The organism is Saccharothrix ecbatanensis (assembly GCF_014205015.1).
GTDB lineage: Bacteria > Actinomycetota > Actinomycetes > Mycobacteriales > Pseudonocardiaceae > Actinosynnema > Actinosynnema ecbatanense.
On the sequence record NZ_JACHMO010000001.1, the window covers coordinates 7,321,696 to 7,345,036 of the forward strand.

Here is a 23,341-nt window from a genome sequence, read left to right on the forward strand (position 1 = left end):
GGACAACTACCGCCGTCGCCAGGCGAGCAACAGCAGCAACACGCCGACCAGAATGGGAGCGCCGCTCGCGAACACGGGCCTGAGCACCGGCAAGAACGCGACAGTGCCCAGTTCGTAGAGAACCGAAGCGGTCAACGCGATCACCCCGGCGGTCAACGGCGCGGCTGGGGACAGCTTCCCCAAGCCCACCAATCCCACCACCAGTCCCGCCAGTCCCAGGGCGACCAACCCGCGGACGCGCACCTCGTCGAACTGGTCCAGCCCGTAGCCCCAAGCGAGGCCCGCGACGGGCGCCGCGAGCGCACCGAGCACGAACCCGCCCAGCTGCCACCACGCCGACACACGCGTCCGAACCGGGGCCGCCGCGTCCCCGACCGACCCACCGACCGGGTAATACCGCACGTTCCCCCGACTCGGACCGACCTGCGGTTCGGGCGGGCCGTCGTAGTGCAGTCCGCCGAGGAAATCGTCCTGCTGGGTCACTCTTCCTTGGTACCTCCGGACGAGCCGGAAATCACCCAGAGCAACCAAAAAGAGACCCGGTGGACGCCGTTGGCCACCGGGTCTCACGCCATGAAGCGTGGGGAAGTGCTCAGCCGAGCCGGAGCTTCAGCGCCTCCAGCTCGTCGCGCAGCGAGGTCGGCACCTTCTCGCCGATCTTGGCGAACCACTCCTCGATCATCGGGATCTCGGCCCGCCACTCGTCGGCGTGGAACTCCAGCGCCGCCTCGACGTCCTCGCGCGGCGCGTCCAGGCCGGACAGGTCCAGCTCGTCCGCCGTGGGCACGTGGCCGATCGGCGTCTCGACCGCGGCGGCCTTGCCCTCCAGGCGCTCGACGGCCCACTTCAGCACGCGCGAGTTCTCGCCGAACCCGGGCCACAGGAAGCGCTTGTCGTCGCCCCGGCGGAACCAGTTGACGTAGAAGATCTTCGGCAGCTTGTCCGCGTCGGCCGACTTGCCGGTGTCGATCCAGTGCTGGAAGTAGTCACCGGCGTGGTAGCCGATGAACGGCAGCATCGCCATCGGGTCGCGGCGGACCACGCCGGTCTTGCCGACGGCGGCGGCGGTCGTCTCGCTGGACAGCGTGGCGCCCATGAACACGCCGTGCTGCCAGTCGCGCGACTCGGTGATCAGCGGGACGGTGGTGGCCCGCCGGCCGCCGAAGAAGATCGCCGAGATCGGCACGCCGTTCGGGTCCTCCCACTCCGGCGCCTTGATGTCGCACTGCGAGATCGGCGTGCAGTAGCGGGAGTTCGGGTGCGACGACAGCTCCTCGCCGCCCGGCGTCCAGTCCTGCTTCTTCCACGAGGTCAGGTGGGCAGGCGGCTCGCCCATGCCCTCCCACCACACGTCGCCGTCGTCGGTCAGCGCGACGTTCGTGAACAGCGAGTTCCCCTTCTCGATGGTGCGCATCGCGTTGGGGTTGGTGTGGTAGTCGGTGCCCGGCGCCACGCCGAAGAAGCCGTTCTCCGGGTTGACCGCGTACAGCCGGCCGTCCTTGCCGAACCGCATCCAGGCGATGTCGTCACCCAGGGTCTCGACCTTCCAGCCCGGGATGGTCGGCTCCAGCATGGCCAGGTTGGTCTTGCCGCAGGCGCTCGGGAACGCGGCGGCGATGTAGTACGCCTTCTGCTCCGGCGAGGTCAGCTTGAGGATCAGCATGTGCTCGGCGAGCCAGCCCTCGTCCCGCGCCATCACGGAGGCGATGCGCAGCGAGTAGCACTTCTTGCCCAGCAGCGCGTTGCCGCCGTAGCCCGAGCCGAACGACCAGATCGTCCGCTCTTCGGGGAACTGGGTGATGTACTTGGTTTCGTTGCACGGCCACGGAACGTCGTCCTGGCCCGGCTCCAACGGCGCGCCGATCGAGTGCAGCGCCTGGACGAAGTCGGCGTCCTCGCCGAATCGCGCCAACGCCTTCGCGCCCATGCGGGTCATGATGTGCATCGAGACGACGACGTACTCGGAGTCGGTGATCTCCACGCCCAACATCGGCTTCTCCGCGTCGAGCGGGCCCATGCAGAACGGGATCACGTACATCGTGCGACCGCGCATCGAGCCCCGGTAGAGCTCGGACATGATCGCTTTCATCTCGCCCGGGTCCATCCAGTTGTTCGTGGGGCCGGCGTCGGCCGGGTCCACGGAACAGATGAAGGTGCGCTCTTCGACCCGGGCCACATCCGTGGGATCCGAGGCGGCCCAGAACGAGTTGGGTTTCTTCTTCAGCGGAACGAAGGTTCCCGCGTCCACGAGTTTGGCGGTGAGCCGGTTCCACTCTTCCTGGGAGCCGTCGGCCCACACCACTTCATCGGGGCAGGTCAGCTCGGCGACCTCGCGCACCCAGGACAGCAGGCGCGGGTGGTTGGTGGGTGCCTGGTCGAGACCGGGAATGGTCACTGCCGTCATCTCGTCTCGTCTCCTAGCTGAGCGCCAGCCCACGGTGGACGCCGTTGTCCTGGTGGGACGTCCTCGGGAATGGCTCCGCCCGCCCGGTGGAGGGCGTGCCGTTTAAGGGGATAGACGGAGGTTAGCCGGGTTAATCCCCGGTAACGCACATCTGACCTGTCGGCTGGCTCACAAAACCGATTCTGGAATCGATTCAGCACCCGATCACCACAAATCGGCCTGTGACCTGGGCTTTAGTTCCCGGAATGCAAGGGCACGCCGCTGCGTCGATCACCACACGACAAGGTGTACGGATGGTTACGACGTGAGAGCGCTCTCACATCGTGGCGCAAGAATTGCTGCGACGAAATGCCCGAATTACTCGACCGTTTCAGGAACGGCGGACCGGCGGTCCCAACAACTTGTTCAGCGCCTCTTCCACATGCGCCACAAGGGATTCGCCGAACACGCACAGCGTGTGCTCCCAGGGGTGCCCGAACGTGCCGAAGCGCAGATCCCTTGGGAGGTACAGGTAGTAGTCGCCGTCCGGGTACGCCGAGCCGGGCCAAGGCGGCTGCCCCGGCCGGCCGACGCGGTCCGGCTCGAACCGGTAGCCGACGTGCTGCCAGTCGAGCCAGTACAGCTCCTCGCCCCCGATCTCCCGCAGTCCCGCGACGACCACGCTCTGCAGTTCGTCCAATCCGTCTTCTCCGACGTTCAGGTGCCAGGTCACCGAACCGGGTGGTTCCGTGATCCCGGGGAAGGCCCTGACGCTGGGCCGGAAGCCGAGCCGGCGGTCGACCCGGTGCCAGATCTCGTCGTGCTCGGGCTGGTCGAACTGCAGGACGACCGGCCGGGTCGCGGCGGGCGGGCGCGGCGGCGTCCAGTGGTAGGAGCGGGCGGTGACGACCTCGCGGAAGCCCACGTCGAGCAGCACGTCGCGCAGCTCGCCGTCCGCTTCGGCGAAAAACGTCGAGTTCCGCTCGGCCCACCGCGCCCACTCCGCCAACACCTGCGGCCACAGGCCGGTGAGACCGCCGATCACCACGACGCCACCGCCTGCGGGCTCCGCCCACCCCGCGCCCACGACCCGGCCGCGTTCGAGCACGACCTGGACGTTCGCGTCCCAGAGCCGGACCGGGCCGTCGGTCTCGATGTCGGCGAACGGTGTGCGGTGGCGTCCCCCGGCCAGCCGTCGCACCTCCGGCAGGTCCTCGTTCCGCAGGTCGCGCACGTCGCGGTTCGGCGGCGCGGTGATCTCGTCCGCGACCAGGACAGAACGCTCCCAGCCTGGCGTGAAACCGGCCGCGAGCAGGTGCTCGGGGAGGTCGGGCGTTTCATGCGCGTAGGTCTTCCACTCGACCGGCTCACCGCGATCGGCGAAGTGGCGCAACTGGCGCTCGACGAGGTCGGAGAGGTCGACTCCGGTCAGATCGGGGTGCTCGACCGTGCCGTGCGTGCCGTAGTGGACGCGGGTGACCGGACCGTCGTGCTCGACCACCGCGCCGATCGGCGTGCTCCACGGACGGCGCGGCCACGCGTCGTCGGCAGGTCGGGTCCTGCGCCGCGGTGGGCAGGGGCGCACGGGGGTGGCGTCGAAGAAACCGCTGATCGCAGCGACGACCTGAGGTGAGGCGAAGTCCGGCACGGTGAGGTTCAGGCCGCCCTCCACCTGGCCGTCCGGGCCGGGCGTGGTGAGGACGAGCATCGACGCGCGGAGCCGGCCGAGTTCTTCCCGGGACGCGACGTCCACGCTCAGACCGGCCACGATCACGCGGTGTGGCGTCGCGCCCGCGAAGACCATCCGCACCACCAGTAGCGCGCCGACGCCGTGACCGCCGAGGTCGTAGCCGGCGGGGTCGTCGGCGGTGTCCAGGTGGTCGAGCAGGGCGAGCCCGGCAGCGGTCGGCGCCCGGGCCGGGGATCGCTCGTCCGGCAGATCGACCAGGATCACCCGGTGACCACGGGCGACGAGGGGGTCGACGTGCGGGAGCCACAGGTCGGCGGTGTCGTCCGAGTCGCCGGCGAACAGGACCAGCGGACGACCTTCGCCGAAGTCGCGGTAGGTGAGGAGCGTGCCGTCCGGCGCCCGGAAGTGCTCGCGCGCGGTCATCCGTCGAGCCGCTTGTAGTACTGGACCTGGGGGAAGGCGGTGAAGCCCGCGCGTTCGTAGGTGCGGCGGGCCGGGGCGTGGCCGGGGTCGCCGCCCGTGCCGACGACGGCGAGCATGACGCCCGCTTCCCGGAGGCGGTCGACGGCGAAAACGGTGAGGGCGGCGCCGATGCCCTGCCGCTGGTGGTCGGGGTCGACGGCCAGCATGTGGATCTCGCCGTTTCCCACCCGGACCGCGACGAAACCCACGACACGGTCCAGCTGGTCGGCCACCCACACGGCTGTCGCATCGTCCCGGCAGACGTCCTCGACGGCTCGGGCCTGCGTCGACTCCCAGTCCGGGAACAGCGCGGTGTAGATCGGAACGCCCAGGACAGCGCGGAACGAGTCGAACACCGGAGCCCACGCGCGCAGCGAGAACTCCACGACGGTGCCGATGTCGTCGGCCGTCAGCGGGCGGATGACCATGTGGTCATCATCGCGCCATGCGCACCACGTCCGCACCCGGGTTTGCCTGGCCGGGCCCTGCCGCGCCGGACTCTGCCACGAGGTCCGTTTCCGCGCGGGCGATCGCCGCGTCGAACGCCGACCGGAAGTCCGCGATCGTGGTGTCTTCGAGCTGGAAGCAGAACTTGTCGTCCGGGCCGAGCACCTCAAGGACGCCGTTGTGGACGTTGATCGTGCACACCGCCGGCTCGCCCCGGTCCGTCTGGCACCGCAACAGCCACTCCCGACGCTCCCGTTCCTTGCGGATGACCCTCTCCCGCTGTGCCATGCACACCTCCTGGTTGTATGTGAACCACCACTCTCCGTGGTGTCTTAGACATTAGACTTACCTTGACTACTTGAGCATTGCCCTGATGGAGTGAAGCGACCATGGGCCAAGCACGGCAAACCGTCGAGCGCCTTCAGCTCGGTCTCGCCCTGACCCGGCTGCGAGGCCGCGCGAACAAGTCGCAGGGCGAGGCGGGAGCGGTGATCAACCGCTCCGCCAGCCGGCTCAGCCAGGTGGAGAACGGCAAGGGCGCGCTCGGCACCGAAGAGCTGGTCAAGCTCCTCGACTACTTCGGCGTCCGGGGTCAGGAGAGGGAGACCATCCTCGCCCTGGGTGCGGCGGCTCGGCGGCGGTCGACCCGGCGGGGCTATGTCGACAACCTGCCCGAGCCCTTCCAACGCCTGGTGGAGTTGCAGGCCGCCGCGCGGCAGATCAACTGGTACGAGTGCGGCATCGTCCCGGGCCTGGTGCAGTCGCCGGACTACATCCGGGCGATCATGCGCCTGTCGAACTCCATCTACTGGGACAGCTCTGAGGCCGAGACCGTCGAGCGCATCCTCTTCCGCGAGGAGCACCAGCGCAGGGTGCTGGAGATCGGCGAGCCCAAGCAGATCGACATCGTCTTCACCGAGGACTCACTCGACCACGTCATCGGCGATGCTTCGGTGATGCGGGGGCAGTTGCTCCACCTGCTCCAACTGTTGGAACGACAGGTGAACATCCGGGTCGTGCCGAATGGGACCGCCAACAACCCGGCACTGGGCGGCGGATTGGTGGTGCTGGACTTCCCTCAGGCCACACCGGTCAGCTTCGCGTCGGTTCTGCACGGCCCATACACCTACTACGATCAGCCCGAGGACATCGAGCCGATGCAGCGGATCTTCACGCGGGTCCAGGAGTTGGCGCTGAGCAGTGAAGACACCCGCATGCTGTTGATCGACCGGCTGAAGGAGGCCAAGTGACCACAGGTTGGTTCAAGAGCACCTACAGCTCTGGCGGCAGCAACGGGTGTGTCGAGGTGCGGTTCACCGAGGCTGCCGTCGGCGTGCGGGACTCCAAGAATCCCCACGGGCCGGCGTTCTCGTTCACCGGTCGCGCTTGGGGCTCGTTCCTCACCCGGCTCGCCGACCGCTAGTACACGGTCGACACGTCCCACTCGACGCACGTGGGGCGAAGGCCTGTGCGCATGAACTCGTACAACGCCTCTCGCCAAAGGTCCAACGGCAGCACAGCGTTCCGAGGGAACTCGGTCATCACCGCTTTGTCGATGTACAACGGCGGCGTGCCGACAGGCGGTACCCATGCGGTGCTCCGAGCCACCCACACCCCGCCGTCCGGTGACGTCGTGGCGAAGTCGGGAGCCGACTCGGGCACGAAGTCTCGCGGCCCCATCGCCAAGACCGCACCCACTGCACTCTCACGGTCAGCGTCGATCTTGAGCTGGTGGTCGGGCCGCCCGCGACGACCGACCTTCGGCCGCTCTCTCGCCACCAGGACCGGGGGGTTCGGCTGGTGGTTGGCGAGCACATAGGTCAGGACATCAGCCAATTCCGACTCGGACCGCACAGTCCGCGCCGCATCCGAAGGCGCATCCGCCCGGTAGTACCAGACATGGAGGGTGTAGTTCACCGGTCGTCACTCCTCCCCTCGAATCGCCTGGCCTTCACCGGGTCGTACACGGTCAGCACCTGTCCTGGCAGCAACACCGATTCGAGCAGCTCAACGCAGCTTATCGGTCCAGTGCACACCACGTTGTTCACGATCAGCATCGCGCTGCCGGCTCTGCTTTCGCGTAGTCGCCAAGCCGCCTTCATCTCGACGTGCTTGGCGACCTCGGGGAACCCGCTTCGAGGGACCTCGTCCTGCTCGATCAGCAAGTCGGCGATCCTCTGGTGTTCGCCGTCGGGCTCGCGACCGCTTTGGATCAGTTCGCCGTAACCGTCCTCGTCGAACAGCCGTCCACTGGTGATGTAGGCGGGGAGCGACTTCCGCTGTTGTTCGTCCCAAGGGGGTTCGGGCGACGTGTCGGCACGGCCTCCGGAATCCAGGCGAAGGTGGTTCAGGTAGCGCTCCGCACAAGCGATTCCCATCGCCAGGGCGTCTCGCAGTCGCTCCACGTCGCGGGACACGTGCGACCAGAGGCTGACGACTTCCGCGACATCAGCCTCCAACGACCCGGCACCCTGACACGCCCGCTCTATCAGGCCGACCGCCTCGTCCGTGAGGTCACCCGCACGGACGAACACAGCTATCGCATCACGCGCCCTGGACAGTGAGGCGTCGATCGCAGCGGCGACTTCAGCAAGGCTCGTGGACACGAACGGTCAGTTCGGGGCTCAGTTCGGGCTGATCCACTGGCCGGTCACGGCGTCGATGCGGACCACGCCGGAGACCGTCACCTTCTCCTCCGACCAGGCCTCGTCGCTGTCGGGCGTGTACTTGCCGTCCTCGCCGATGCGGCCGTGTTCGACCTCGGTCCACTCGTCGTCACCGGTGTGCTTCGAGACGGTGACCTCGCCGTCCTGGGTGATCTCGGTGGCCAGGTCGGCGTTGCCGTCGCCATCGGCGTCGGTGAAGAGCCAGGTGTCGCCCTCGTCGTCACGCACGACCGCCGTGTCCGCCCGGCCGTCGCCGTCGGTGTCCTCGGTGGCCGGCCCGACGTTCTGGTCGGCGCCGTCCTCGGTGTCGACCACGATCGACTTGCCCGCGTTCGTGTTCGTCTGCTGGCTGTGGTCGTCCGACGGCTCCACCGCGATCCACTCGCCGGAACCCTCGTCGAACTTGGCCTGGCTGGTCAGCTCGCCGTCGGCGTCGAACGTGCTCATCAGGTCGGCCTGACCATCGCCGTCCGTGTCGCTGAACGCCAGGTGCCCGCCGTCGTCGGTCTCCACGACCGCGCTCTCCTCGACACCGTCCTGGTCCAGGTCGTAGGTCGCCTCGGCGGTGTACTCCTCGTCGCTGACCGTGACCTTCAGCTCGCCGTCGGTCGCGCCTGTTTCGTCGATGTACACCGTTTCCCACCCTCCCGCGTTCTACCTCCAGGTATGACTCACGTTATGCCTGTTCGGTTCCGTTGCGAAAGGCACGTCACCCCGCACTGATCGACTAGACGCGGTCGCGCACCGCCCGGATCCGGCCGAGCAACTCGTCCACCTTCACCCGGCCCGCGGTCAGCTCGGCCACCCGCCGCGTCACCGCCTGCAACGCACGAGCGCGTTCACCGGCTTCCATCCGCAACGCCTTGTCGACCTCGCGCAGCTCTGCCTCGATCGCGTCGACCCGCTTGCCCAACGCGTCGTCCAACGCCAGCGACAACTGCTGCTCCGCCTCGATCAACTGCTCCGCCACCAACTGGTCCACGGTGGACCGCGCGTCCGCGATGGCATCCGACAGCCACTGCTTGAGGTGCTGCTTGTCGGCCGAGTGCTTGCGGGTCCGGGCCATCCACCAGCCCGCGCCGAGCCCCAGCGCGATCGTCACCGGCAGCACGATCGGGTTCAGCGCCGCCACCCCGAGCCCGGCCAGCGGCAACGCGGCCAACCGGCCCGCGCCCAACCCGCCGGACACGCCCATGAACACCAGGAGCTTGTCCTCGGCCGTCGGCGCGCGCTTCTCCGGCGGCCTCAGCACGACCGGCGGCGTCACGCCCCGCGCGAACTGGCTGCGGATCACGGCCAGCTCGTCCGCCGAGAACAGGTCCGCCAGCGCCGAGTCCGCCACCTTCGCCAGCCGCACCGCCAACCCGGCGCTGATCCGCCCGGACACCATCTGCAACGCCGCGTCCACCTGCTGCGGCAACGCCGCCAGCCGCTCGCGGTCCGCCGCGTCGATGGCCGTGCGGAACCACGTCTGCACGTCCCGCATCTGCCGGCTGACCTCGTGCGCCCCTTCCACCCGGGCGCGCTGCACCTCGCCACGCAGCCGGACCTGCCAACTGCGCGTGGACGAACGGCGTTGGGAGTTCAGCTCGTCACGCCGTCCGCGCAGCGTCTCGGCTTCCTCTTCACCGGACGACAGCGCGCGCTTGTCCGCCTCCTGACGCGCGATCAGCTCGTCGAGCACGGTCGCCAGCGCACGCAACCCGTTGGCCTCGCCGAGCATCGCCGCCCGACCGACCACCAGCTCCTGCAACGCCTCCTGCAACTCCCCGATCCCGGACCGCTCGCGCAGCATCGCCGCCGCGTCCGGGTTCGGCGCCTTCGAAGCCAGCTCGAACATCCGCGACGACACCGGGTGGAACGTGGCGCCGCGGAACCGGGGCGCGTGCTCCGCCAGCAACGCCTGGTCCGCCTCCATCACCTGCCGCCAACCCCGGTACTGGTCGACCTTGGCCAAGGCGAACACCACGGTCTCCACGCGCTCGCCGACCGTGCGGAGGAAGTCCAGCTCACCGCGCGTGAACGGGGCCGACGCGTCCACCACGAACAGCAGCGCGGTCGCGGTGGCGGCGGCTTCGGCGGCCAGTTCACCGTGCACCGAGTCGAGCCCGCCGACGCCGGGGGTGTCCACAACGGACAGTCGTTCCAGCAGCGGGATCGGGGCGTCGACCTCGACGTACCGGGGCGGCAACATGCCCTCGGGCAGCTCGTGCGCCGCCGACACCCAGTTCACCAGCTCGGACCGGTCGAACGGCACCGGCGACATCGACCCGGCGTAGCAGGCGCGGGCGTCCCACTCCTCGCCGTACCGGAACACGAGGTACGTCGCGGTCGCCACCTCGGCGTCCACCGGTGACAGGCCCGGCGTCGCCAACAGGGCGTTGACCAGCGAACTCTTGCCCCGGTTCGTCTCACCGACGACCACGACGGACGCGGGACCGGCTCGGCGCCCCTCCACGAACGACGCCGCCGCCGGGTCCAGCGTGCGGACCAGGTTCGTCAGCTTCTCCCTGGTCTGGCGGACGATCTGCGGGAGCGTGCTCATCAGGCCTTCGTTCTCATCGGGCTCATCGTGCGGTGTAGACGGTGACGATCGGCGCGCGCAGCGTCCGGCCTCGATCGGTGAACCCGACCACTTCGGTCTCGGCGACCACACCGTCAAGCGACAAGTCCTCCGTCGGCGCGGTGCCGCCCGCCTCGTGCCGGGACGGATCGAACCGCTCGCCGTCCGGCCGCACCGCCGTCACGCCGATGGCAGCCAGGCCCTCTTCCAGCCGTTCCACCACCCCGGCGCTGCGAGCCCGGTCCAGCGCGTACAGGCAGAGCTGCACCAACGCGCGCCGCTCGGCCAACGCCTGGTCGAGCAGCTCGCCGGCGATGGTGTGCTCCAGCGTCGTCGTCTCCACAGCGTGGTCGGACGCGGACGCGCCCGGTTCCGTTCCGCTCATCGCCGTCCCCGCAGTTGTTGCCAGATCAGGAAGTACGCCCGGTGCACCACGTGCGCGACCCGGCTCTGCGCGGGGGTGGCGCCGAACGAAGCGAAGGAACGCCACCAGCCCGCCCGTTCCAGCGCGTAGGCCATCAGCTCCTGGGGCGGCCGGCCCCTCAAACCGAGCTGCTCGGACAGGTCCGGCGAGCTGCCGAACCGCAGCACCTCTTCCACCAGGTCGTTCGGCATCGCCACGGCGCCGGACGCGACCAGCGTCAACGCCTCCAGCAGCCGCAGCTGGTGCGCCTCCGGCTTGGCCAGCAGCACCTCGATCGCGTTGTGCACGCGCTGCCGCTCGTTCGGGTCACCGGAGGCGGCGGCCAGCGACGTCACGGAGGCCAGCGCGGCGGCGGCCTTGATGCCGTCGGCCCGTGACCGGAACACCGCGTTGAGCTTCGCGCGCACGCCGTCCAGCCCGGACGCGTCGAGCAGCTTGCGGCGCAGTGCTCCCGCCGTGATGTTCGGTTCGCCGTCGATCGCTTCGAGCGCCTTGCCGATGCCGTAGAGGTCGAGTTTCTCCAGCAGCCGGGTGCGGGTGCCGACCGGGACGTCGCACTCCCAGCTCACGAACAGGTCCGCCGAGATCAGCATGGTCTCGCGGGTCGCGTCGTCGAGGTCGGCCAGCCGGCGCAGCGCGTCCGCGTCGGCCGACGTGAAGCCGCCGGTCTCGGTGGACTCGGCGACCAGGCCGATCACCGGCAGCACGTCCGCGACCCGCGGCTTGAGGGTGTGCGCCTGGCGTTCGGCGAGCAGCACGGCGGCACGCCACGTGTCGCCGTCCGAACCTTCGACGGTCTCGGCGGCGATCGTGTCGGCCTTGTTCAACACCGCGATGGCGTTCACCGGACCGGCCTCACGGCTCGCGGTCGCGGCGGTGAACGCGGCCAGCGCCTGCTGGTCGTCCGCACGAACGCCCTGCGTGACGACGTACAGGACGGCCTCCGCGCCGGCGACCGCGTTCCGGGACACGGGGTCCAGCCCAGCGGAATCCAGCCCAGCGGAATCCGACTCGGTCGAATCCGCCCCGTCCGCCCGCGAGCCGAGCAACGCCTCGGTGCGCGCCACCGACGCCGCGTCCAGCGATCCCAGGCCGGGGGTGTCGATCACGGTCAGGTCCCGCAGCACCGCGTTCGTCAGGTACGCCTCGATGTGGGACACCTTGTCGATGTCCACGCCGAGGTCGGACGGGATCGACCCGTTCGACTCGAACGGCAGCACCTGCTTGCGGCCGTCGGTGAACACGACCTCGATCCGGTCCACCGTGCCGTACTGGAAGCGGGTCACGAGCCGGGTGCACTCGCCCACGTCCGTCGGCGCGACCCGGCGTCCGATCAGGGCGTTGACCAGCGTCGACTTACCGGACTTGATCCGACCGGCGACGGCGACCTGCAACGGCGCGGACAGCCGGCGCAGCACCTCGCGGAACCCGGCCGCGGTCGCGGGCGACACCTGGGCCTGCAAGCCGACGCACAGGTTCGCCACGGCCGCCGAGAGCGGACCGGCGAGCTGCTGGGCCTGCGTCGTCACGCCGGAGATCGTGCCACGTCAGCCGGTCGTGCGGTTTGCCAACACGACCACCGGGGTATTTCCGCGATCGACGAGGAGGTGCGCCATGGAACAGGGCTATGCGGTGTTCCTGCTGCTCGGCGTGGTGCTGGTCCTGATCGACGGCCAGCTGATCTACCGCGGCGGCAAGGGGTACATGAGCCGCGCGTACGGCGACCCGGAAGCGGCGAGGTCGATGACCCGGCTGGCGACCGTGCTCTTCCACCTCGTGGTGCTCGGACTGCTCGCCATCGTGTCGGTCGTCTCCGTGAACACCGGCGACCCGGTCAAGGACGTCGTGGTGAAGCTCGGCGTCATGTTCCTGATCCTGGCGTTGGTGCACGCGGTCACGATGTTGATCCTCGGCCGGATCCGCGACCGGCAGCTCCAGCAGCAACTGGCCGATGAGATGGCCGAGGAACACCGGCAGTACGAGCAGCAGCGAGCCGTGCCGCCGCAGACCCGGGTCGAACCGGCTCCGGCTCCGGTGGAGCGCCCTCGTGCGCCGCGGGCCGAGGACCTGGTCGACCCGACGCAGGTCAAGACCACACGGTAAGCACGCCGTCTCACGGTCCACGCGCTCATCCGCCTGGAGGATTAGCCGCGGGTCAACCCGTGGCGCGACGCGCGGCCGTCGGAGCGATATCTACCCTGGTCACGTGCGGCGGCTGAGCCTGTGGATGCGAGCTCACCCGGCCTTCGGGGACTCCCTGATGGCCGGGTTGCTGCTCGTGTTCGACATGGTCGCGCTGGCCACCGACGGCGCCCGGGTGCCCGGCTCCACGCTGCTGTTCGTCGGCGCGATGTTGATCGTGCCGGTGGTGTTCCGCCGGCGGTACCCGCTGGGCGCGTCGTACGTCATCCTGTTCGGCGGTGCCGTGCAGCTCGTCACGCACGGGAACCTCGAAAGCGGGCTGCCGTTCCGGCTGGCCGACTTCTCGCTGGCCATCGCGCTGTACACGGTGGTCGTGTACGTCGGCCGCCGGCAAGGGCTGCTGTACGCGATCTGGCTGGCCATCGGCACGTTCGTGTGGGCCCTGTGGCCGATGGAGGCGACCGGCGCGGCCGCGTTCATGGTGTTCGTGATCGCGGTGGTGTTCGGGTTCAGCTGGGCGATGGGCGAGTTCGTCGGCGCGCGCCGGGCCTACCACTGGGAGCTGGAGCAGCGGCTCAAGCTGCTGGAGACCGAACGGGACCAGCAGGCGCGGATCGCGGTGGGCGAGGAGCGGTCGCGGATCGCGCGTGAGCTGCACGACGTGGTCGCGCACGCGGTGAGCGTGATGGTGGTGCAGGCGGACGGCGCGAGCTACGCGATCAAGACCAACCCGGACCTGGCCGAAGCGGCGGTGCGGACCATCGCGGACACCGGGCGGCAGGCGTTGACCGAGCTGCGGCGGCTGCTGGGCGTGCTGCGTTCGGAGGACCAGTCCGGCACCCAGTGGATGCCCCAACCCGGTGCCGGTGACCTGCGCGAACTGGCCGAGAACTGCCGGGCGACCGGGTTGCCGGTGCGGCTGGAGACGGACGGCGACCTCGACGCGTTGCCCGCCGGTCTGGGGCTCGGCGTGTACCGGATCGTCCAGGAGGCGTTGACGAACACGTTGAAGCACGCGGGCGCGGGCGCTTCGGCCACCGTCCGCGTCACGCAGGCCGCCGATCAGGTAGAGGTGGAGGTGGCGGACGACGGGTTCGGCACGCCGCACGACCTGGTCGCGGTGTCCGGCGGCAACGGGCTGATCGGCATGCGCGAACGTGCCGGCGTGCTCGGTGGCTCGCTGGAGGCGGGTCCCAACCCCGGTGGCGGGTGGCGGGTCCGCGCCGTGCTGCCGCTGGTCCCGTCATAGTGTGCGGGTGTCTATGAAGGGGACGGTGTGATCCGAGTACTGCTGGTGGACGACCAGGAGCTCATGCGCATGGGCTTCCGGATGGTGCTCGGCGCGCAGGAGGACGTCGACGTGGTCGGTGAGGCGGCCAACGGGCTCGACGCCGTGCACCTGGCGGAGCGGCTGCGGCCCGACGTGGTGCTGATGGACGTGCGGATGCCGGTGCTGGACGGGGTCGAGGCGACCAAGCTGATCGCCGAGGCGGGCACCGCGAAGATCCTCGTGATGACCACGTTCGACCTGGACGAGTACGCGTTGTCGGCGTTGCGGAACGGCGCCTCCGGGTTCCTGCTGAAGGACACTCCGCCGGGTGACCTGGTGTCGGCGCTGCGTGCGGTGGCCAGCGGTGACGCGGTGGTGTCGCCTTCGGTGACCAAGCGGCTGCTGAGCCGGTTCCTCGGTGACGGCGGCGGTGAGCTGCGGGACGCGGCGGTGCTGGAGGCGTTGACCGAGCGTGAGCGCGAGGTGCTGGTGCTGATCGCCAAGGGGCTGTCGAACACCGAGATCGCGCGGAAGCTGTTCCTCTCGGAGGCGACGGTGAAGACGCACGTGGGGCGCATCCTGGCGAAGCTGGAGCTGCGGGACCGGGTGCAGGCCGTCGTGCTGGCGTACGAGACGGGGCTCGTGCGGCCCGGCGACGTCTGACCCGGTCCCTTGTGCTCAGCGGTGCTTTCGCTCAGCGGTACTTCGCGGCGTCCGCCGTGGTCGGGTCGACGCCCGCCTTGAAGACGTCCTCGTACCACCGGCCCCAGTCGGGTTGCGAACCGTCGAGGTCGGTGAAGCCGTACTCACGCATGAGGGTCCACGACGCGAGCGCCTTGCCGGTGAACCGGTGGCGGTCCGGATCGGCGGCCAACGCCGCCACGCCACGCCCCACGTAGCGCGGCGTCTCGGACATCGCGTAGTGCGGCTCCTTGGCGATCGCGTCGCGCCAGTTCTCCTCCTTCACGCCGAAGTGCTCCAGCATCTGCTCCGACCGCAGGAAACCCGGCGTGACGGCGACGGACGTGCCGCCGAACGGCTCCAGCTCCTTCGCCATGACCGTGCCGAACCGCCGGATCGCGACCTTCACCGAGTCGTACGCCAGCGACTCGCTGTAGTACTCGTCGCTGTCGCCGTCGGTCACCTCGACCAGCAGCCCACCCGGCTGCCGCACCAGCAGCGGCAGCAGGCGGTGCAGCGTGACCAGGTGCGCTTGGACGCTGTTGCGCCACATCCCCAGCTGCCGGTCCAGGTCCTGCTCCCAGAAGACCTTGAACTCGGTGTCCGCCTCGCCACCCCACACATCGTCCACGAGGACGTCCAACCGGCCGTCCACTTCGGACTCGATGCGGGCGCGGAACGCGTCCACGTCCGCCGGCACGGTGAAGTCGCAGCGCACCGGGATGCCCCTGCCGCCGGCCGCCGTGACGAGTTCGGCCGTCTCCTCGATCGTCTCGTCCCGGCCGATCGGCGACTTCTGCTCGCGCGTCGACCGGCCGCCGACGAACACCGTCGCCTTCGCCGCGCCCAACTCGACCGCGATCGCCCGTCCCGCTCCTCGCGTCGCCCCCGTGACCGCCGCCACCTTGCCCGTCAAATCCGCCATCATCTCCCCTTCCACGCGTCCAGCACCGCGTCCACGTCCTGCTCCAGCCGGTCGGCCAGCGCACCGCGCGGCCGGACCGACCAGTCCATCGACACTCCGTAGAGCAACCCCGTGAGCACCCGCCCCGCACGTTCGGGCGGCGGACCGTGCGGAAGATCCACCCGTCGGGTGATGTCCACCACGGTCTGCTCGGTCGCCGCGTACAGGTCGGCCAGCAGCGCGCGCAGCTCCGGGTCGATCAGGTCCACGCCGAGCTGCGCCAGGTGGTTCTGCGCCTCGGCCGGGTCCGTCATGCCCTCGAACCACGACAGCAGCGCGGCCCGCAGGCCCTCGACCGGGTCTTCACGTGCCGCCGCCTGACGCATCCGCTGCGTGATGTCGGCCGTGGTCTGCCTGGTCAGGGCCTGGAGCAGGCCGCTCTTCGAGCCGAACCGCAGCGCCACCGTGCCAACGGAGACGTCCGCTTGCGCGGCCACGTCGGCCATGGTGAACCCCGGTCCCTTGCGACCGATCACCTCTGCCGTCGCGGTCAGCAGGCGTTCGTCCGTGATCGTCTTCGGTCGTGCCACGTGGTTATTGAACCATGGTTCAGTAATTGTCGCTCGGGGATTACGTCGCCCAGTAGGGTGACGCCAGTGACCTGGAGACCACGCCTCATCGCCCTGGACATCGACGGAACCATCACCCCGGTCGGCCGCGAGGACGTCGCGCCGGCGGTGCGTGCGGCGATCAAGCGTGCCGTGGACCACGGCGCGCACGTCGTGTTGGCCACCGGCCGGAGCCTCGTCGGGACCCGTCCGATCGTCGAGGACCTCGGCCTGCGCGCCACCACGGCCATCTGCTCCAACGGCGCGGTGTGGTGGGACACGGACTCCGGCGAGGTCGTGCGGAAGATCGAGTTCCAGCCCGGTCCGTCGGTCGAACGCCTGCGCGACCTGTTGCCCGACTCGGTGTTCGCGGTCGAGGTGACGGGCGTGGGGAACCTGTCGCTCGGGCGGTTCCCGGAGGGTGACCTGTGGGGTGAGGTGCGCGAGGTGTCGTTCGAGGAGCTGGCGGCGACGCCGACGTCACGGCTGGTCATGCGGTGGGTCGGGCGCACGCCGGAGGAGCTGGCGTTGCGGCTGTTGGACATCGAGCTGCCTGACGTGTCGGCTTCGTGCGACCACAACGAGCCGTGGCTGACGTTGTCGCCTCCCGGGGTGACCAAGGGGGCGGCGTTGGAGGTGTTGCGGCGGGAGCTGGGGGTGTCCGAAAAGGACACGCTGGCCATCGGGGACGGTTCGAACGACGTGGCGATGCTGTGGTGGGCGGCGCACGGCGTCGCCATGGGTCAGGCGCCGGCGGCGGTGCGGGCGGTCGCGGACGCGGTCACCGGGACGATCCTGGACGACGGCGCGGCGGCGGTGCTGGACCGGTACTTCGCCGCCTGACCCGGCCGGCGCGGCGTTCTGAGCGTTGAATTCGGGGGTCCTGAACGTAGGACACGGGTGTTCTGAACGTAGGACTCACGGGGCCTGAACGTAGGACTCGCGGGGATCAGTCGGCGATGGCGACCTTGGCGACGACCTTGGCGTCGCGGATGCGGACGACCACCTCGCCGGGCACGCCGTTGCGCTCGGCGTACTCGTTCGCCCGGTCCGCGCCCATGTACCGGGCGCCGATGCGGCCCGCCCAGTAGCGCACCTGCTCGAGGTCGTCCTCGATCTCGGCCCGGCCGGACACCGTGACGAACGCGAACGGCGGCCGTTCGTCGTCCAGGCAGACCGCCACCCGGCCGTCGCGCGCGATCGCCTTGCCCTTGATCGACTCCAGGTGCGTGGTGAACACGAGCGTGCCGCCGTCCAGGTCCACCCACACGGGTGAGACGTGCGGCGACCCGTCCTTGCGCACGACCGCGAGCTTGCCGGTCCGGGCCGGCGCGGCCGACACGAACTCGCGCCACCAGCCGTCGGGTGCCTCGGTGTAAGCCATGACCGCACCGTAGTTGCCGCCCGTCCCTGAGAACTACCGGGTCGGCCCCTCAGGGACAACTCAGGGTGGTCACCGATTACTACGACCGAGGTATTGACCACGATAAGACTGAAGTCGCACGGCCGAGTCAACTACAGACCGATGTGCGAGACCCCGTGGACCGGGCAAGGTTTACCCGAGTCCGGGGGATGTGTCGTCCAGGGGAGAAATCATGATCGAGGCTATCGGCCTCACCAAGCGCTACGGGAAGACGGTTGCGGTGGACAACCTGTCCTTCGCCGTCGAACCCGGTCGGGTCACCGGTTTTCTCGGCCCCAACGGCGCGGGCAAGTCCACCACCATGCGGATGATGCTCGGCCTCGACCGGCCGACCGCTGGACAGGTGCTGATCGACGGCAAGCCGTACGCGCAGCTCGACCGTCCACTGCGGACCGTCGGCGCGCTGCTCGACGCGAAGTGGGTGCACCCGAACCGCTCGGCGCGGGCGCACCTCCAGTGGATGGCCAAGTCCAACGGCCTGCCCGACAGGCGGGTGGACGAGGTGCTCGACCTGGTCGGCCTGAGCAAGGTGGCCAAGCGTCGCGCCGGCGGCTTCTCGCTGGGCATGTCCCAGCGGCTCGGCATCGCGGGCGCCCTCCTGGGTGACCCGAAGGTGTTGCTGTTCGACGAGCCGGTCAACGGCCTCGACCCGGAGGGCATCCTCTGGATCCGCCAGTTCATGCAGGGCCTGGCCGCCGACGGCCGGACCGTGCTGGTGTCCAGCCACCTGCTGTCCGAGATGGCGGTCACCGCCCAGGACCTGGTGGTCATCGGGCGCGGCAAGCTCATCTCGCAGTCCAGCACCACCGAGTTCGTGGAGCGGTCGACCGAGAACACGGTCAAGGTGCGCAGCCCGCACGCGGACAAGCTGGGTGCCATGCTTGTCGACAAGGGCTTCACCGTCAGCGAGGAAGACGACGGTTCGCTCGTCGTGGCGGGTGTGACCAGTGACGAGATCGGGGACATCGCGGCTGCGAGCGGCGTCGTGCTGCACGAGTTGAGCCCGCAACGCGGTTCGCTCGAACAGGCATTCATGCAGCTCACCGGCGATTCCGTGGAGTACCACGCCGAGCTCGCCGAGACGGGGAAGTGACCACCGATGACTCTGCTCGCCGTTGAACGGATCAAGCTCTTCACCACGCGCTCGCCGTGGTGGTCCATGCTGCTCGCCCTCGGGTTGACCATCGGCATCACCGCGATCATCGCGGCGAACTGGGGCGCCGAATCGCCGATGCCGGTGCTGGGCGCGGTGTTCGTGCACAACCTCGGGCTGTACGTGATCATGGTGATGGCCGCGCTGGCGGTCACCACCGAGTACCGCTTCGGCACGATCAAGGCGACGTTCCAGGCGGTGCCGGACCGCATCTCGCCGCTGGTCGCCAAGGCGGTCGTCGTGGTGCTGCTGGCCGGTCTGGTCGGCCTGGTCTCCGCGTTCGGGTCGTGGGGCCTGAGCTGGCTGCTCGCGGACAACACCTCCGAGCTGGCGCTCGAATCGGCCAACGACTGGCGGCACGTGGCGGGCGTCGGCCTCGTCTACGCGGCGGGCGCGCTGCTCGCGCTGGGCGTCGGCACGCTGGTGCGGCAGACCGCGGGCGCGGTGTCGATCATCCTGGTGTTCGCGCTGGTGCTGGAGAGCGTGGTCGGGTTCATCCCGAACATCGGCGACGACATCCAGAAGTGGATGCCGTTCACCGTGGCCGGCAAGTTCATCTTCGGCAGCCCGGACCCGAGCGTCATCCCGGACGGTCAGGGCCCGCCCGCCATCGGCGAGCTGAGCCCGTGGGGTTCTTTCGGGTACTTCGCGGCCGTCGCGCTGGCCATCTACATCATCTCGCTGGTGGTCGTGAAGCGGCGGGACGCGTAGGGGGAGCCCGCGTGGCCGGCGTCGGGGGCCGGGCGCGCGGGACGACAGGGGGAAAGGAGGAGCTCGGGTCGCCTTACGGGGAGGTGACCCGGGCTCTTCTGCCTTAGGTTTCGCCACAAGCGTTAGATCGGACGGGAGATGTCATGATCGAAGCGACCGGCCTCACCAAGCACTACGGCAAGACGGTGGCCGTGGACAACCTGTCGTTCACCGTGCAGCCGGGTCGGGTGACCGGCTTCCTCGGGCCCAACGGCGCGGGCAAGTCCACCACCATGCGGATGATCCTGGGCCTGGACCACCCCACGCGCGGCCGGGTCACCGTGAACGGCAAGGACTACGGGTCGCTGCACCAGCCGCTGCGCGTCGTCGGCGCGCTGCTCGACGCGAAGTGGGTGCACCCCAACCGGTCGGCGCGGGCGCACCTGCACTGGCTGGCCCGGTCCAACAACATCCACACCGCGCGCGTGGACGAGGTGCTGGAGATGGTCGGCCTGACCCAGGTCGCCAAGCGCCGCGCGGGCGGCTTCTCGCTGGGCATGTCCCAGCGGCTCGGCATCGCGGGGGCGCTGCTGGGCGACCCCGAGGTGCTGATGTTCGACGAGCCGGTCAACGGCCTCGACCCGGAGGGCATCCACTGGATCCGCCAGTTCATGCACCGGCTCGCCGACGAGGGCCGGACCGTGTTCGTGTCCAGCCACCTGCTGTCGGAGATGGCCCAGACCGCGCAGGACCTGATCGTGATCGGGCGCGGCAGGCTCATCGCGCAGACCAGCGTCGAGCAGTTCATCAAGGACGCCACCGAGGACACCGTCCGCGTCCGCACGCCCCAGGCCGAACAGCTGCGTGAATTGCTGAGCGGACGCGCCCGTGTCGCCGATGCCGCGGCCTCCGACGGCGCGCTCGTCGTGCACGGCGTGGAGTCGTCGTTCATCGGCGAGTTGGCCGCCGCGAACGGCATCACGCTGCACGAGTTGAGCCCGCAACTCGGTTCACTGGAGGAAGCCTTCATGCAACTCACGAAGGAATCCGTCGAATACCACGCGCACGAGTAATCAGCGATCAGGGGTGGTCGTCGATCAGGGGCGGTCACCGCGCCAGAAGTCGTCGGACGGCGACGGGATTTCGGTCACGACCGGAACGGGAGTGCGGCGGACGCGGTTGCGGCGGACCAGGAGCAGCGCCACCACGAGAACGACCGCGGCGACGCCACCGGCCGCCATCAGGATCGGGGTCTGGTCACCCGACTCGAACGGCGGCGCGGGCAGGCTCTCGACCGACGCCGGCGGAGGCGTGGCGGACGACGTGCGCGGCGGCGGGGCCAGCGGGTTCCGCTCGACCGGCGGCACGTCGGCGGTCAGCGCCGCCACCGGGTTGACCAGGCCGAACCCGGTCTGGCTGTCCCTCCCGGGCGCCATCAGGTCGGTCGCGGTGACGATGAGCCGGTTCACCACGTTGCCCGCGTCCAGGTCCGGGTAGCGGGCCCGGACGAGCGCCGCCGCGCCGGAGACCAGGGCCGTCGCCGCACTGGTGCCGTCGATCCCGGCGTACCCGGTGCTCTGGACCGTCAGCGGCATGGCGGTGACGATCCCCTGCGCCGGCGCGGCCAGCACCGCTTCCGGGCCGGTGTTCGACTCCGGCCACGGCCCGTTGCCGTTGACCGTGCCCGAGACCGCGATGACGCCCTTGATGTTGGCGGGCGCGCCGATGTGCTCCTCACCCTCGTTGCCGGTGCCCGCGATCACCACGACGTCGTGGTCGAGCGCGTAGTTGATCGCGCGCAGCAGGTCCGGGGTGAGCGTCGCGAGCGACGTCAGGGACAGGTTGACCACGTCGGCGCCCTGGTCGACGGCCCAGGTCACGCCCTCGGAGACGGCCGCGGTGCTGAACTTGGCGCCGTCCGCGCCGACCGAGACCGGCAGGATCCTCGCGCCGGGCGCCACGCCGAGCGCACCCCCGTCCACGCCCCGCCCGGCGATCAGCGTCGCCATCGCGGTGCCGTGGCCGTCGTTGTCCCGGGTGCCGTCCGTGCCGCTCGCCGTGCCGAACCCCGTGCCGGGCAGCAACGCGCCCGCGAGGTCCGGCGCGGTGCCGTCCACGCCCGAATCCACCACCGCGACGACCACCCCGTCGCCGCGTGTGATCGCGTGCGCGTCCGGTACGCCGAGGGCGGCGAGGTGCCACTGCTGTTCCTCGATCGTCTGCGCTCCGGCGACCCCCGGAATGATCATCGCGATCAGGACCGCGACGACCACCGCTCTCCCCGTCACCCAATTCCCCTTGTGTTCGGGATCACAAATATTCCATGTCGGTCATGTTTCACAGTTCCCGATTCGGGCAAGCGGAGTAAGACGTTCGTTAAGACGTCGTGAACTCCGGCACAGGTCCATGACAAGCGCATCTGAACCGGGTCAGATGGAAAGCGCGAATCGTGAGGTGGGCGCCTGCCCGCACGCGAATTCGCGTATCCCCCGTCAAGGAACCCTCCGGAGGTGAACCCGTGACGGTGCTTGATCCGAACCTGAACGCCGACCAGTCGGCAGCCGGGTCGAAGGAACTGCCACGGCAACGCGACCACGCCCTTCGCGTCGAACCGATGTTGGCGCTGGAATGGTCGCATGCGATCGAAGCCGCGGGAGGCGTCGGTGTCGCCGACTCGCCCGCGCAGACCCGTCGGGCCTGGATCCACAAGGCCGACGAACAGCAAGTGCTCGCGCTCTTCCGCGCGGTGGGCAAGGAGGCGCCGGCACCCTGGTGGCTCCGCGCCCTCGACCGGGGCAGGATCGCCTCGCGCGCGGCGGCGTTCGCCATCGAGGACGAGGTGACCAGCCTGCTCGGCAGCCGGCCGGGTTGGGTGTTCGTCCCCTGGGCGACCGAGGGCGAGGTCGGCTACTGGGAGTTCGTCCCGTCGGAAAGCGGCGTGTACGGCCCCGCCGAGCCCACAACAGTGCAGTTCACGGACCGGCACCCCGGTTTCGTGGACCTGCTCCCGGCGCACCGGGGCCCCGGTCAGCGCCAAGCCATCGAGTTCACCCCCGCCGAGCTGCGTGAGCAGATCGAGGACCTGGAGAACATCGCCTAGCGCACCACCTAGGCTGTACGCCCGTGACGTCCAGCCACCAGCGCCCGCAGCACCACCGATCCGTCGTCAGCTATGTGCAACGCGGCGAACGGATGACCGTGGGGCAGCAGCGCGCATGGGACCGCCACTGGGAGCGCTTGGGCCAAGAGGTCAAGGCGCTCCCGGCCGGTCCCGTGCGATTCGACGAGTGGTTCGGCCGCGAGGCGCCCGTGGTGCTCGAGATCGGTTCCGGCATGGGTGAGACGACCGCCCAGCTGGTGGCCGCCGCGCCCGACGTGAACTACGTGGCCGTCGAGGTCTACAAACCCGGCCTCGCGCAGCTCCTGCTGCGTGCCGAGGCGCTCGGCGTGACCAACCTGCGGGTCCTGCGCGGTGACGCGGTCGACCTGCTCACCGACCACATCCCGCCCGGCACGCTGTCCGGCGTGCGGATCTACTTCCCCGACCCGTGGCCGAAGAAGAAGCACCACAAGCGGCGGCTGGTCCAGCCCGAGTTCGTGCACCTGCTCGCGACGCGCCTGCGTCCGGGCGGCACGCTGCACCTGGCCACCGACTGGGAGCAGTACGCCGACCAGATGCTGGCGGTGTGCTCGGCCGAGCCGCTGCTGCGCAACCAGCACGACGGGTGGGCGCCGCGGCCGGAGTGGCGGCCGGTGACGAAGTTCGAGCAGCGGGCGGTCGAGGAAGATCGGATCAGTCACGACCTGATGTTCGAGCGGAACGAGCTCACCTGAC

The 23,341-nt window shown here is 69.6% G+C and carries 26 protein-coding genes; 11 read left to right on the forward strand and 15 right to left on the reverse strand.

The annotated features are described in order from the left end of the window. Positions 1–6 precede the first annotated feature (6 nt). The 5 genes from F4560_RS31870 to F4560_RS31890 form a co-directional block, all read right to left on the reverse strand. On the reverse strand, positions 7–483 hold the full coding sequence (locus F4560_RS31870; protein WP_184926455.1) for a hypothetical protein: 477 nt from the start codon (positions 481–483) through the stop codon (positions 7–9). 109 nt (positions 484–592) lie between these two features. Continuing rightward, positions 593–2,404 (reverse strand): phosphoenolpyruvate carboxykinase (GTP), encoded by a 1,812-nt coding sequence (locus tag F4560_RS31875; protein WP_184926457.1) that lies wholly within the window; start codon positions 2,402–2,404, stop codon positions 593–595. Positions 2,405–2,774: 370 nt separating this feature from the next. Beyond that, the gene (locus F4560_RS31880; protein WP_246477909.1) at positions 2,775–4,496 is read right to left on the reverse strand and encodes a DUF2716 domain-containing protein; all 1,722 of its coding nucleotides are present in this window, start codon (positions 4,494–4,496) and stop codon (positions 2,775–2,777) included. Then, positions 4,493–4,963 (reverse strand): GNAT family N-acetyltransferase, encoded by a 471-nt coding sequence (locus F4560_RS31885; RefSeq protein WP_184926459.1) that lies wholly within the window; start codon positions 4,961–4,963, stop codon positions 4,493–4,495. The genes F4560_RS31880 and F4560_RS31885 overlap by 4 nt, the downstream gene beginning before the upstream one ends. A gap of 7 nt (positions 4,964–4,970) precedes the next feature. Further along, positions 4,971–5,270 (reverse strand): hypothetical protein, encoded by a 300-nt coding sequence (locus F4560_RS31890; protein WP_184926461.1) that lies wholly within the window; start codon positions 5,268–5,270, stop codon positions 4,971–4,973. Positions 5,271–5,371: 101 nt separating this feature from the next. Here F4560_RS31890 and F4560_RS31895 point away from each other — a divergent pair, with 101 nt between their 5' ends. Further along, positions 5,372–6,232, forward strand: coding sequence for a helix-turn-helix domain-containing protein (locus F4560_RS31895; RefSeq protein WP_184926464.1), 861 nt, complete (start codon positions 5,372–5,374; stop codon positions 6,230–6,232). After that, positions 6,229–6,405 (forward strand): DUF397 domain-containing protein, encoded by a 177-nt coding sequence (locus tag F4560_RS31900; RefSeq protein ID WP_184926466.1) that lies wholly within the window; start codon positions 6,229–6,231, stop codon positions 6,403–6,405. The genes F4560_RS31895 and F4560_RS31900 overlap by 4 nt, the downstream gene beginning before the upstream one ends. Here F4560_RS31900 and F4560_RS31905 read toward each other — a convergent pair. The 6 genes from F4560_RS31905 to F4560_RS31930 form a co-directional block, all read right to left on the reverse strand. Further along, on the reverse strand, positions 6,402–6,899 hold the full coding sequence (locus tag F4560_RS31905; protein ID WP_184926468.1) for an Imm1 family immunity protein: 498 nt from the start codon (positions 6,897–6,899) through the stop codon (positions 6,402–6,404). The genes F4560_RS31900 and F4560_RS31905 overlap by 4 nt on opposite strands. After that, entirely contained in the window at positions 6,896–7,441 is a 546-nt protein-coding gene (locus tag F4560_RS31910) for a DddA-like double-stranded DNA deaminase toxin (RefSeq protein ID WP_184926470.1), read from the reverse strand. The genes F4560_RS31905 and F4560_RS31910 overlap by 4 nt, the downstream gene beginning before the upstream one ends. Positions 7,442–7,606: 165 nt before the next feature. After that, a complete protein-coding gene (locus F4560_RS31915) occupies positions 7,607–8,281 on the reverse strand; it encodes a DUF6802 family protein (protein ID WP_184926472.1) in 675 nt (224 codons plus the stop codon). Positions 8,282–8,375: 94 nt separating this feature from the next. Beyond that, on the reverse strand, positions 8,376–10,193 hold the full coding sequence (locus tag F4560_RS31920; RefSeq protein ID WP_184926474.1) for a dynamin family protein: 1,818 nt from the start codon (positions 10,191–10,193) through the stop codon (positions 8,376–8,378). Positions 10,194–10,215: 22 nt separating this feature from the next. Then, positions 10,216–10,596 carry a nucleotide exchange factor GrpE gene (grpE, locus tag F4560_RS31925; protein ID WP_184926476.1) on the reverse strand — a complete coding sequence of 127 codons (381 nt, stop codon included), beginning with the start codon at positions 10,594–10,596 and terminating at the stop codon, positions 10,216–10,218. Continuing rightward, the gene (locus F4560_RS31930) at positions 10,593–12,164 is read right to left on the reverse strand and encodes a dynamin family protein (RefSeq protein ID WP_184926478.1); all 1,572 of its coding nucleotides are present in this window, start codon (positions 12,162–12,164) and stop codon (positions 10,593–10,595) included. Before F4560_RS31930 ends, grpE begins: the two co-directional genes overlap by 4 nt. A gap of 85 nt (positions 12,165–12,249) precedes the next feature. On the opposite strand from F4560_RS31930, the gene F4560_RS31935 reads away from it, so the two are divergent. From F4560_RS31935 to F4560_RS31945, 3 genes are all read left to right on the forward strand, one after another. Further along, complete coding sequence (locus F4560_RS31935) at positions 12,250–12,738, forward strand: hypothetical protein (protein WP_184926481.1); 489 nt, start codon at positions 12,250–12,252, stop codon at positions 12,736–12,738. 124 nt (positions 12,739–12,862) lie between these two features. Further along, the gene (locus F4560_RS31940) at positions 12,863–14,026 is read left to right on the forward strand and encodes a sensor histidine kinase (RefSeq protein ID WP_184929514.1); all 1,164 of its coding nucleotides are present in this window, start codon (positions 12,863–12,865) and stop codon (positions 14,024–14,026) included. Positions 14,027–14,053: 27 nt separating this feature from the next. After that, entirely contained in the window at positions 14,054–14,710 is a 657-nt protein-coding gene (locus tag F4560_RS31945; RefSeq protein ID WP_184926483.1) for a response regulator, read from the forward strand. A gap of 31 nt (positions 14,711–14,741) precedes the next feature. Here F4560_RS31945 and F4560_RS31950 read toward each other — a convergent pair whose 3' ends face one another. Together F4560_RS31950 and F4560_RS31955 are read right to left on the reverse strand one after the other, a co-directional pair. Beyond that, positions 14,742–15,653, reverse strand: coding sequence for an SDR family oxidoreductase (locus F4560_RS31950; protein ID WP_184926485.1), 912 nt, complete (start codon positions 15,651–15,653; stop codon positions 14,742–14,744). Then, entirely contained in the window at positions 15,653–16,222 is a 570-nt protein-coding gene (locus F4560_RS31955; RefSeq protein WP_184926487.1) for a TetR/AcrR family transcriptional regulator, read from the reverse strand. The genes F4560_RS31950 and F4560_RS31955 overlap by 1 nt, the downstream gene beginning before the upstream one ends. Positions 16,223–16,288: 66 nt before the next feature. Here F4560_RS31955 and F4560_RS31960 point away from each other — a divergent pair, with 66 nt between their 5' ends. Beyond that, positions 16,289–17,083, forward strand: coding sequence for an HAD family hydrolase (locus tag F4560_RS31960; protein ID WP_184926489.1), 795 nt, complete (start codon positions 16,289–16,291; stop codon positions 17,081–17,083). Positions 17,084–17,189: 106 nt separating this feature from the next. On the opposite strand, the gene F4560_RS31965 is transcribed toward F4560_RS31960, so the two are convergent. Beyond that, on the reverse strand, positions 17,190–17,624 hold the full coding sequence (locus tag F4560_RS31965; RefSeq protein ID WP_184926491.1) for a PPOX class F420-dependent oxidoreductase: 435 nt from the start codon (positions 17,622–17,624) through the stop codon (positions 17,190–17,192). 211 nt (positions 17,625–17,835) lie between these two features. Here F4560_RS31965 and F4560_RS31970 point away from each other — a divergent pair, with 211 nt between their 5' ends. From F4560_RS31970 to F4560_RS31980, 3 genes are all read left to right on the forward strand, one after another. Beyond that, entirely contained in the window at positions 17,836–18,756 is a 921-nt protein-coding gene (locus tag F4560_RS31970) for an ABC transporter ATP-binding protein (RefSeq protein WP_184926494.1), read from the forward strand. A 6-nt stretch (positions 18,757–18,762) separates the two neighbouring features. Further along, entirely contained in the window at positions 18,763–19,527 is a 765-nt protein-coding gene (locus F4560_RS31975) for a hypothetical protein (RefSeq protein WP_184926496.1), read from the forward strand. A 143-nt stretch (positions 19,528–19,670) separates the two neighbouring features. Then, positions 19,671–20,579, forward strand: coding sequence for an ABC transporter ATP-binding protein (locus tag F4560_RS31980; protein ID WP_184926498.1), 909 nt, complete (start codon positions 19,671–19,673; stop codon positions 20,577–20,579). A 24-nt stretch (positions 20,580–20,603) separates the two neighbouring features. On the opposite strand, the gene F4560_RS31985 is transcribed toward F4560_RS31980, so the two are convergent. Next, the gene (locus F4560_RS31985; protein WP_312869603.1) at positions 20,604–21,794 is read right to left on the reverse strand and encodes a S8 family serine peptidase; all 1,191 of its coding nucleotides are present in this window, start codon (positions 21,792–21,794) and stop codon (positions 20,604–20,606) included. 230 nt (positions 21,795–22,024) lie between these two features. On the opposite strand from F4560_RS31985, the gene F4560_RS31990 reads away from it, so the two are divergent. Both F4560_RS31990 and trmB read left to right on the forward strand, forming a co-directional pair. Beyond that, positions 22,025–22,606 carry a hypothetical protein gene (locus F4560_RS31990; protein ID WP_184926500.1) on the forward strand — a complete coding sequence of 194 codons (582 nt, stop codon included), beginning with the start codon at positions 22,025–22,027 and terminating at the stop codon, positions 22,604–22,606. Positions 22,607–22,698: 92 nt separating this feature from the next. Then, the gene (trmB, locus tag F4560_RS31995) at positions 22,699–23,340 is read left to right on the forward strand and encodes a tRNA (guanosine(46)-N7)-methyltransferase TrmB (protein ID WP_221484941.1); all 642 of its coding nucleotides are present in this window, start codon (positions 22,699–22,701) and stop codon (positions 23,338–23,340) included. Position 23,341: the final 1 nt, after the last annotated feature.

What these genes read in the sequence shown, in the direction of transcription:
- F4560_RS31970 (WP_184926494.1), top strand. Translation starts at nt 17,836, where the DNA reads ATGATCGAGGCTATCGGCCTCACCAAGCGCTACGGGAAGACGGTTGCG.
- F4560_RS31875 (WP_184926457.1), bottom strand. Translation starts at nt 2,404, where the DNA reads ATGACGGCAGTGACCATTCCCGGTCTCGACCAGGCACCCACCAACCAC.
- F4560_RS31895 (WP_184926464.1), top strand. Translation starts at nt 5,372, where the DNA reads ATGGGCCAAGCACGGCAAACCGTCGAGCGCCTTCAGCTCGGTCTCGCC.
- F4560_RS31950 (WP_184926485.1), bottom strand. Translation starts at nt 15,653, where the DNA reads ATGGCGGATTTGACGGGCAAGGTGGCGGCGGTCACGGGGGCGACGCGA.
- F4560_RS31975 (WP_184926496.1), top strand. Translation starts at nt 18,763, where the DNA reads ATGACTCTGCTCGCCGTTGAACGGATCAAGCTCTTCACCACGCGCTCG.
- F4560_RS31940 (WP_184929514.1), top strand. Translation starts at nt 12,863, where the DNA reads ATGCGAGCTCACCCGGCCTTCGGGGACTCCCTGATGGCCGGGTTGCTG.
- F4560_RS31980 (WP_184926498.1), top strand. Translation starts at nt 19,671, where the DNA reads ATGATCGAAGCGACCGGCCTCACCAAGCACTACGGCAAGACGGTGGCC.
- F4560_RS31965 (WP_184926491.1), bottom strand. Translation starts at nt 17,624, where the DNA reads ATGGCTTACACCGAGGCACCCGACGGCTGGTGGCGCGAGTTCGTGTCG.
- F4560_RS31920 (WP_184926474.1), bottom strand. Translation starts at nt 10,193, where the DNA reads ATGAGCACGCTCCCGCAGATCGTCCGCCAGACCAGGGAGAAGCTGACG.
- F4560_RS31885 (WP_184926459.1), bottom strand. Translation starts at nt 4,963, where the DNA reads ATGGTCATCCGCCCGCTGACGGCCGACGACATCGGCACCGTCGTGGAG.
- F4560_RS31890 (WP_184926461.1), bottom strand. Translation starts at nt 5,270, where the DNA reads ATGGCACAGCGGGAGAGGGTCATCCGCAAGGAACGGGAGCGTCGGGAG.
- F4560_RS31880 (WP_246477909.1), bottom strand. Translation starts at nt 4,496, where the DNA reads ATGACCGCGCGCGAGCACTTCCGGGCGCCGGACGGCACGCTCCTCACC.
- F4560_RS31935 (WP_184926481.1), top strand. Translation starts at nt 12,250, where the DNA reads ATGGAACAGGGCTATGCGGTGTTCCTGCTGCTCGGCGTGGTGCTGGTC.
- trmB (WP_221484941.1), top strand. Translation starts at nt 22,699, where the DNA reads ATGACCGTGGGGCAGCAGCGCGCATGGGACCGCCACTGGGAGCGCTTG.
- grpE (WP_184926476.1), bottom strand. Translation starts at nt 10,596, where the DNA reads ATGAGCGGAACGGAACCGGGCGCGTCCGCGTCCGACCACGCTGTGGAG.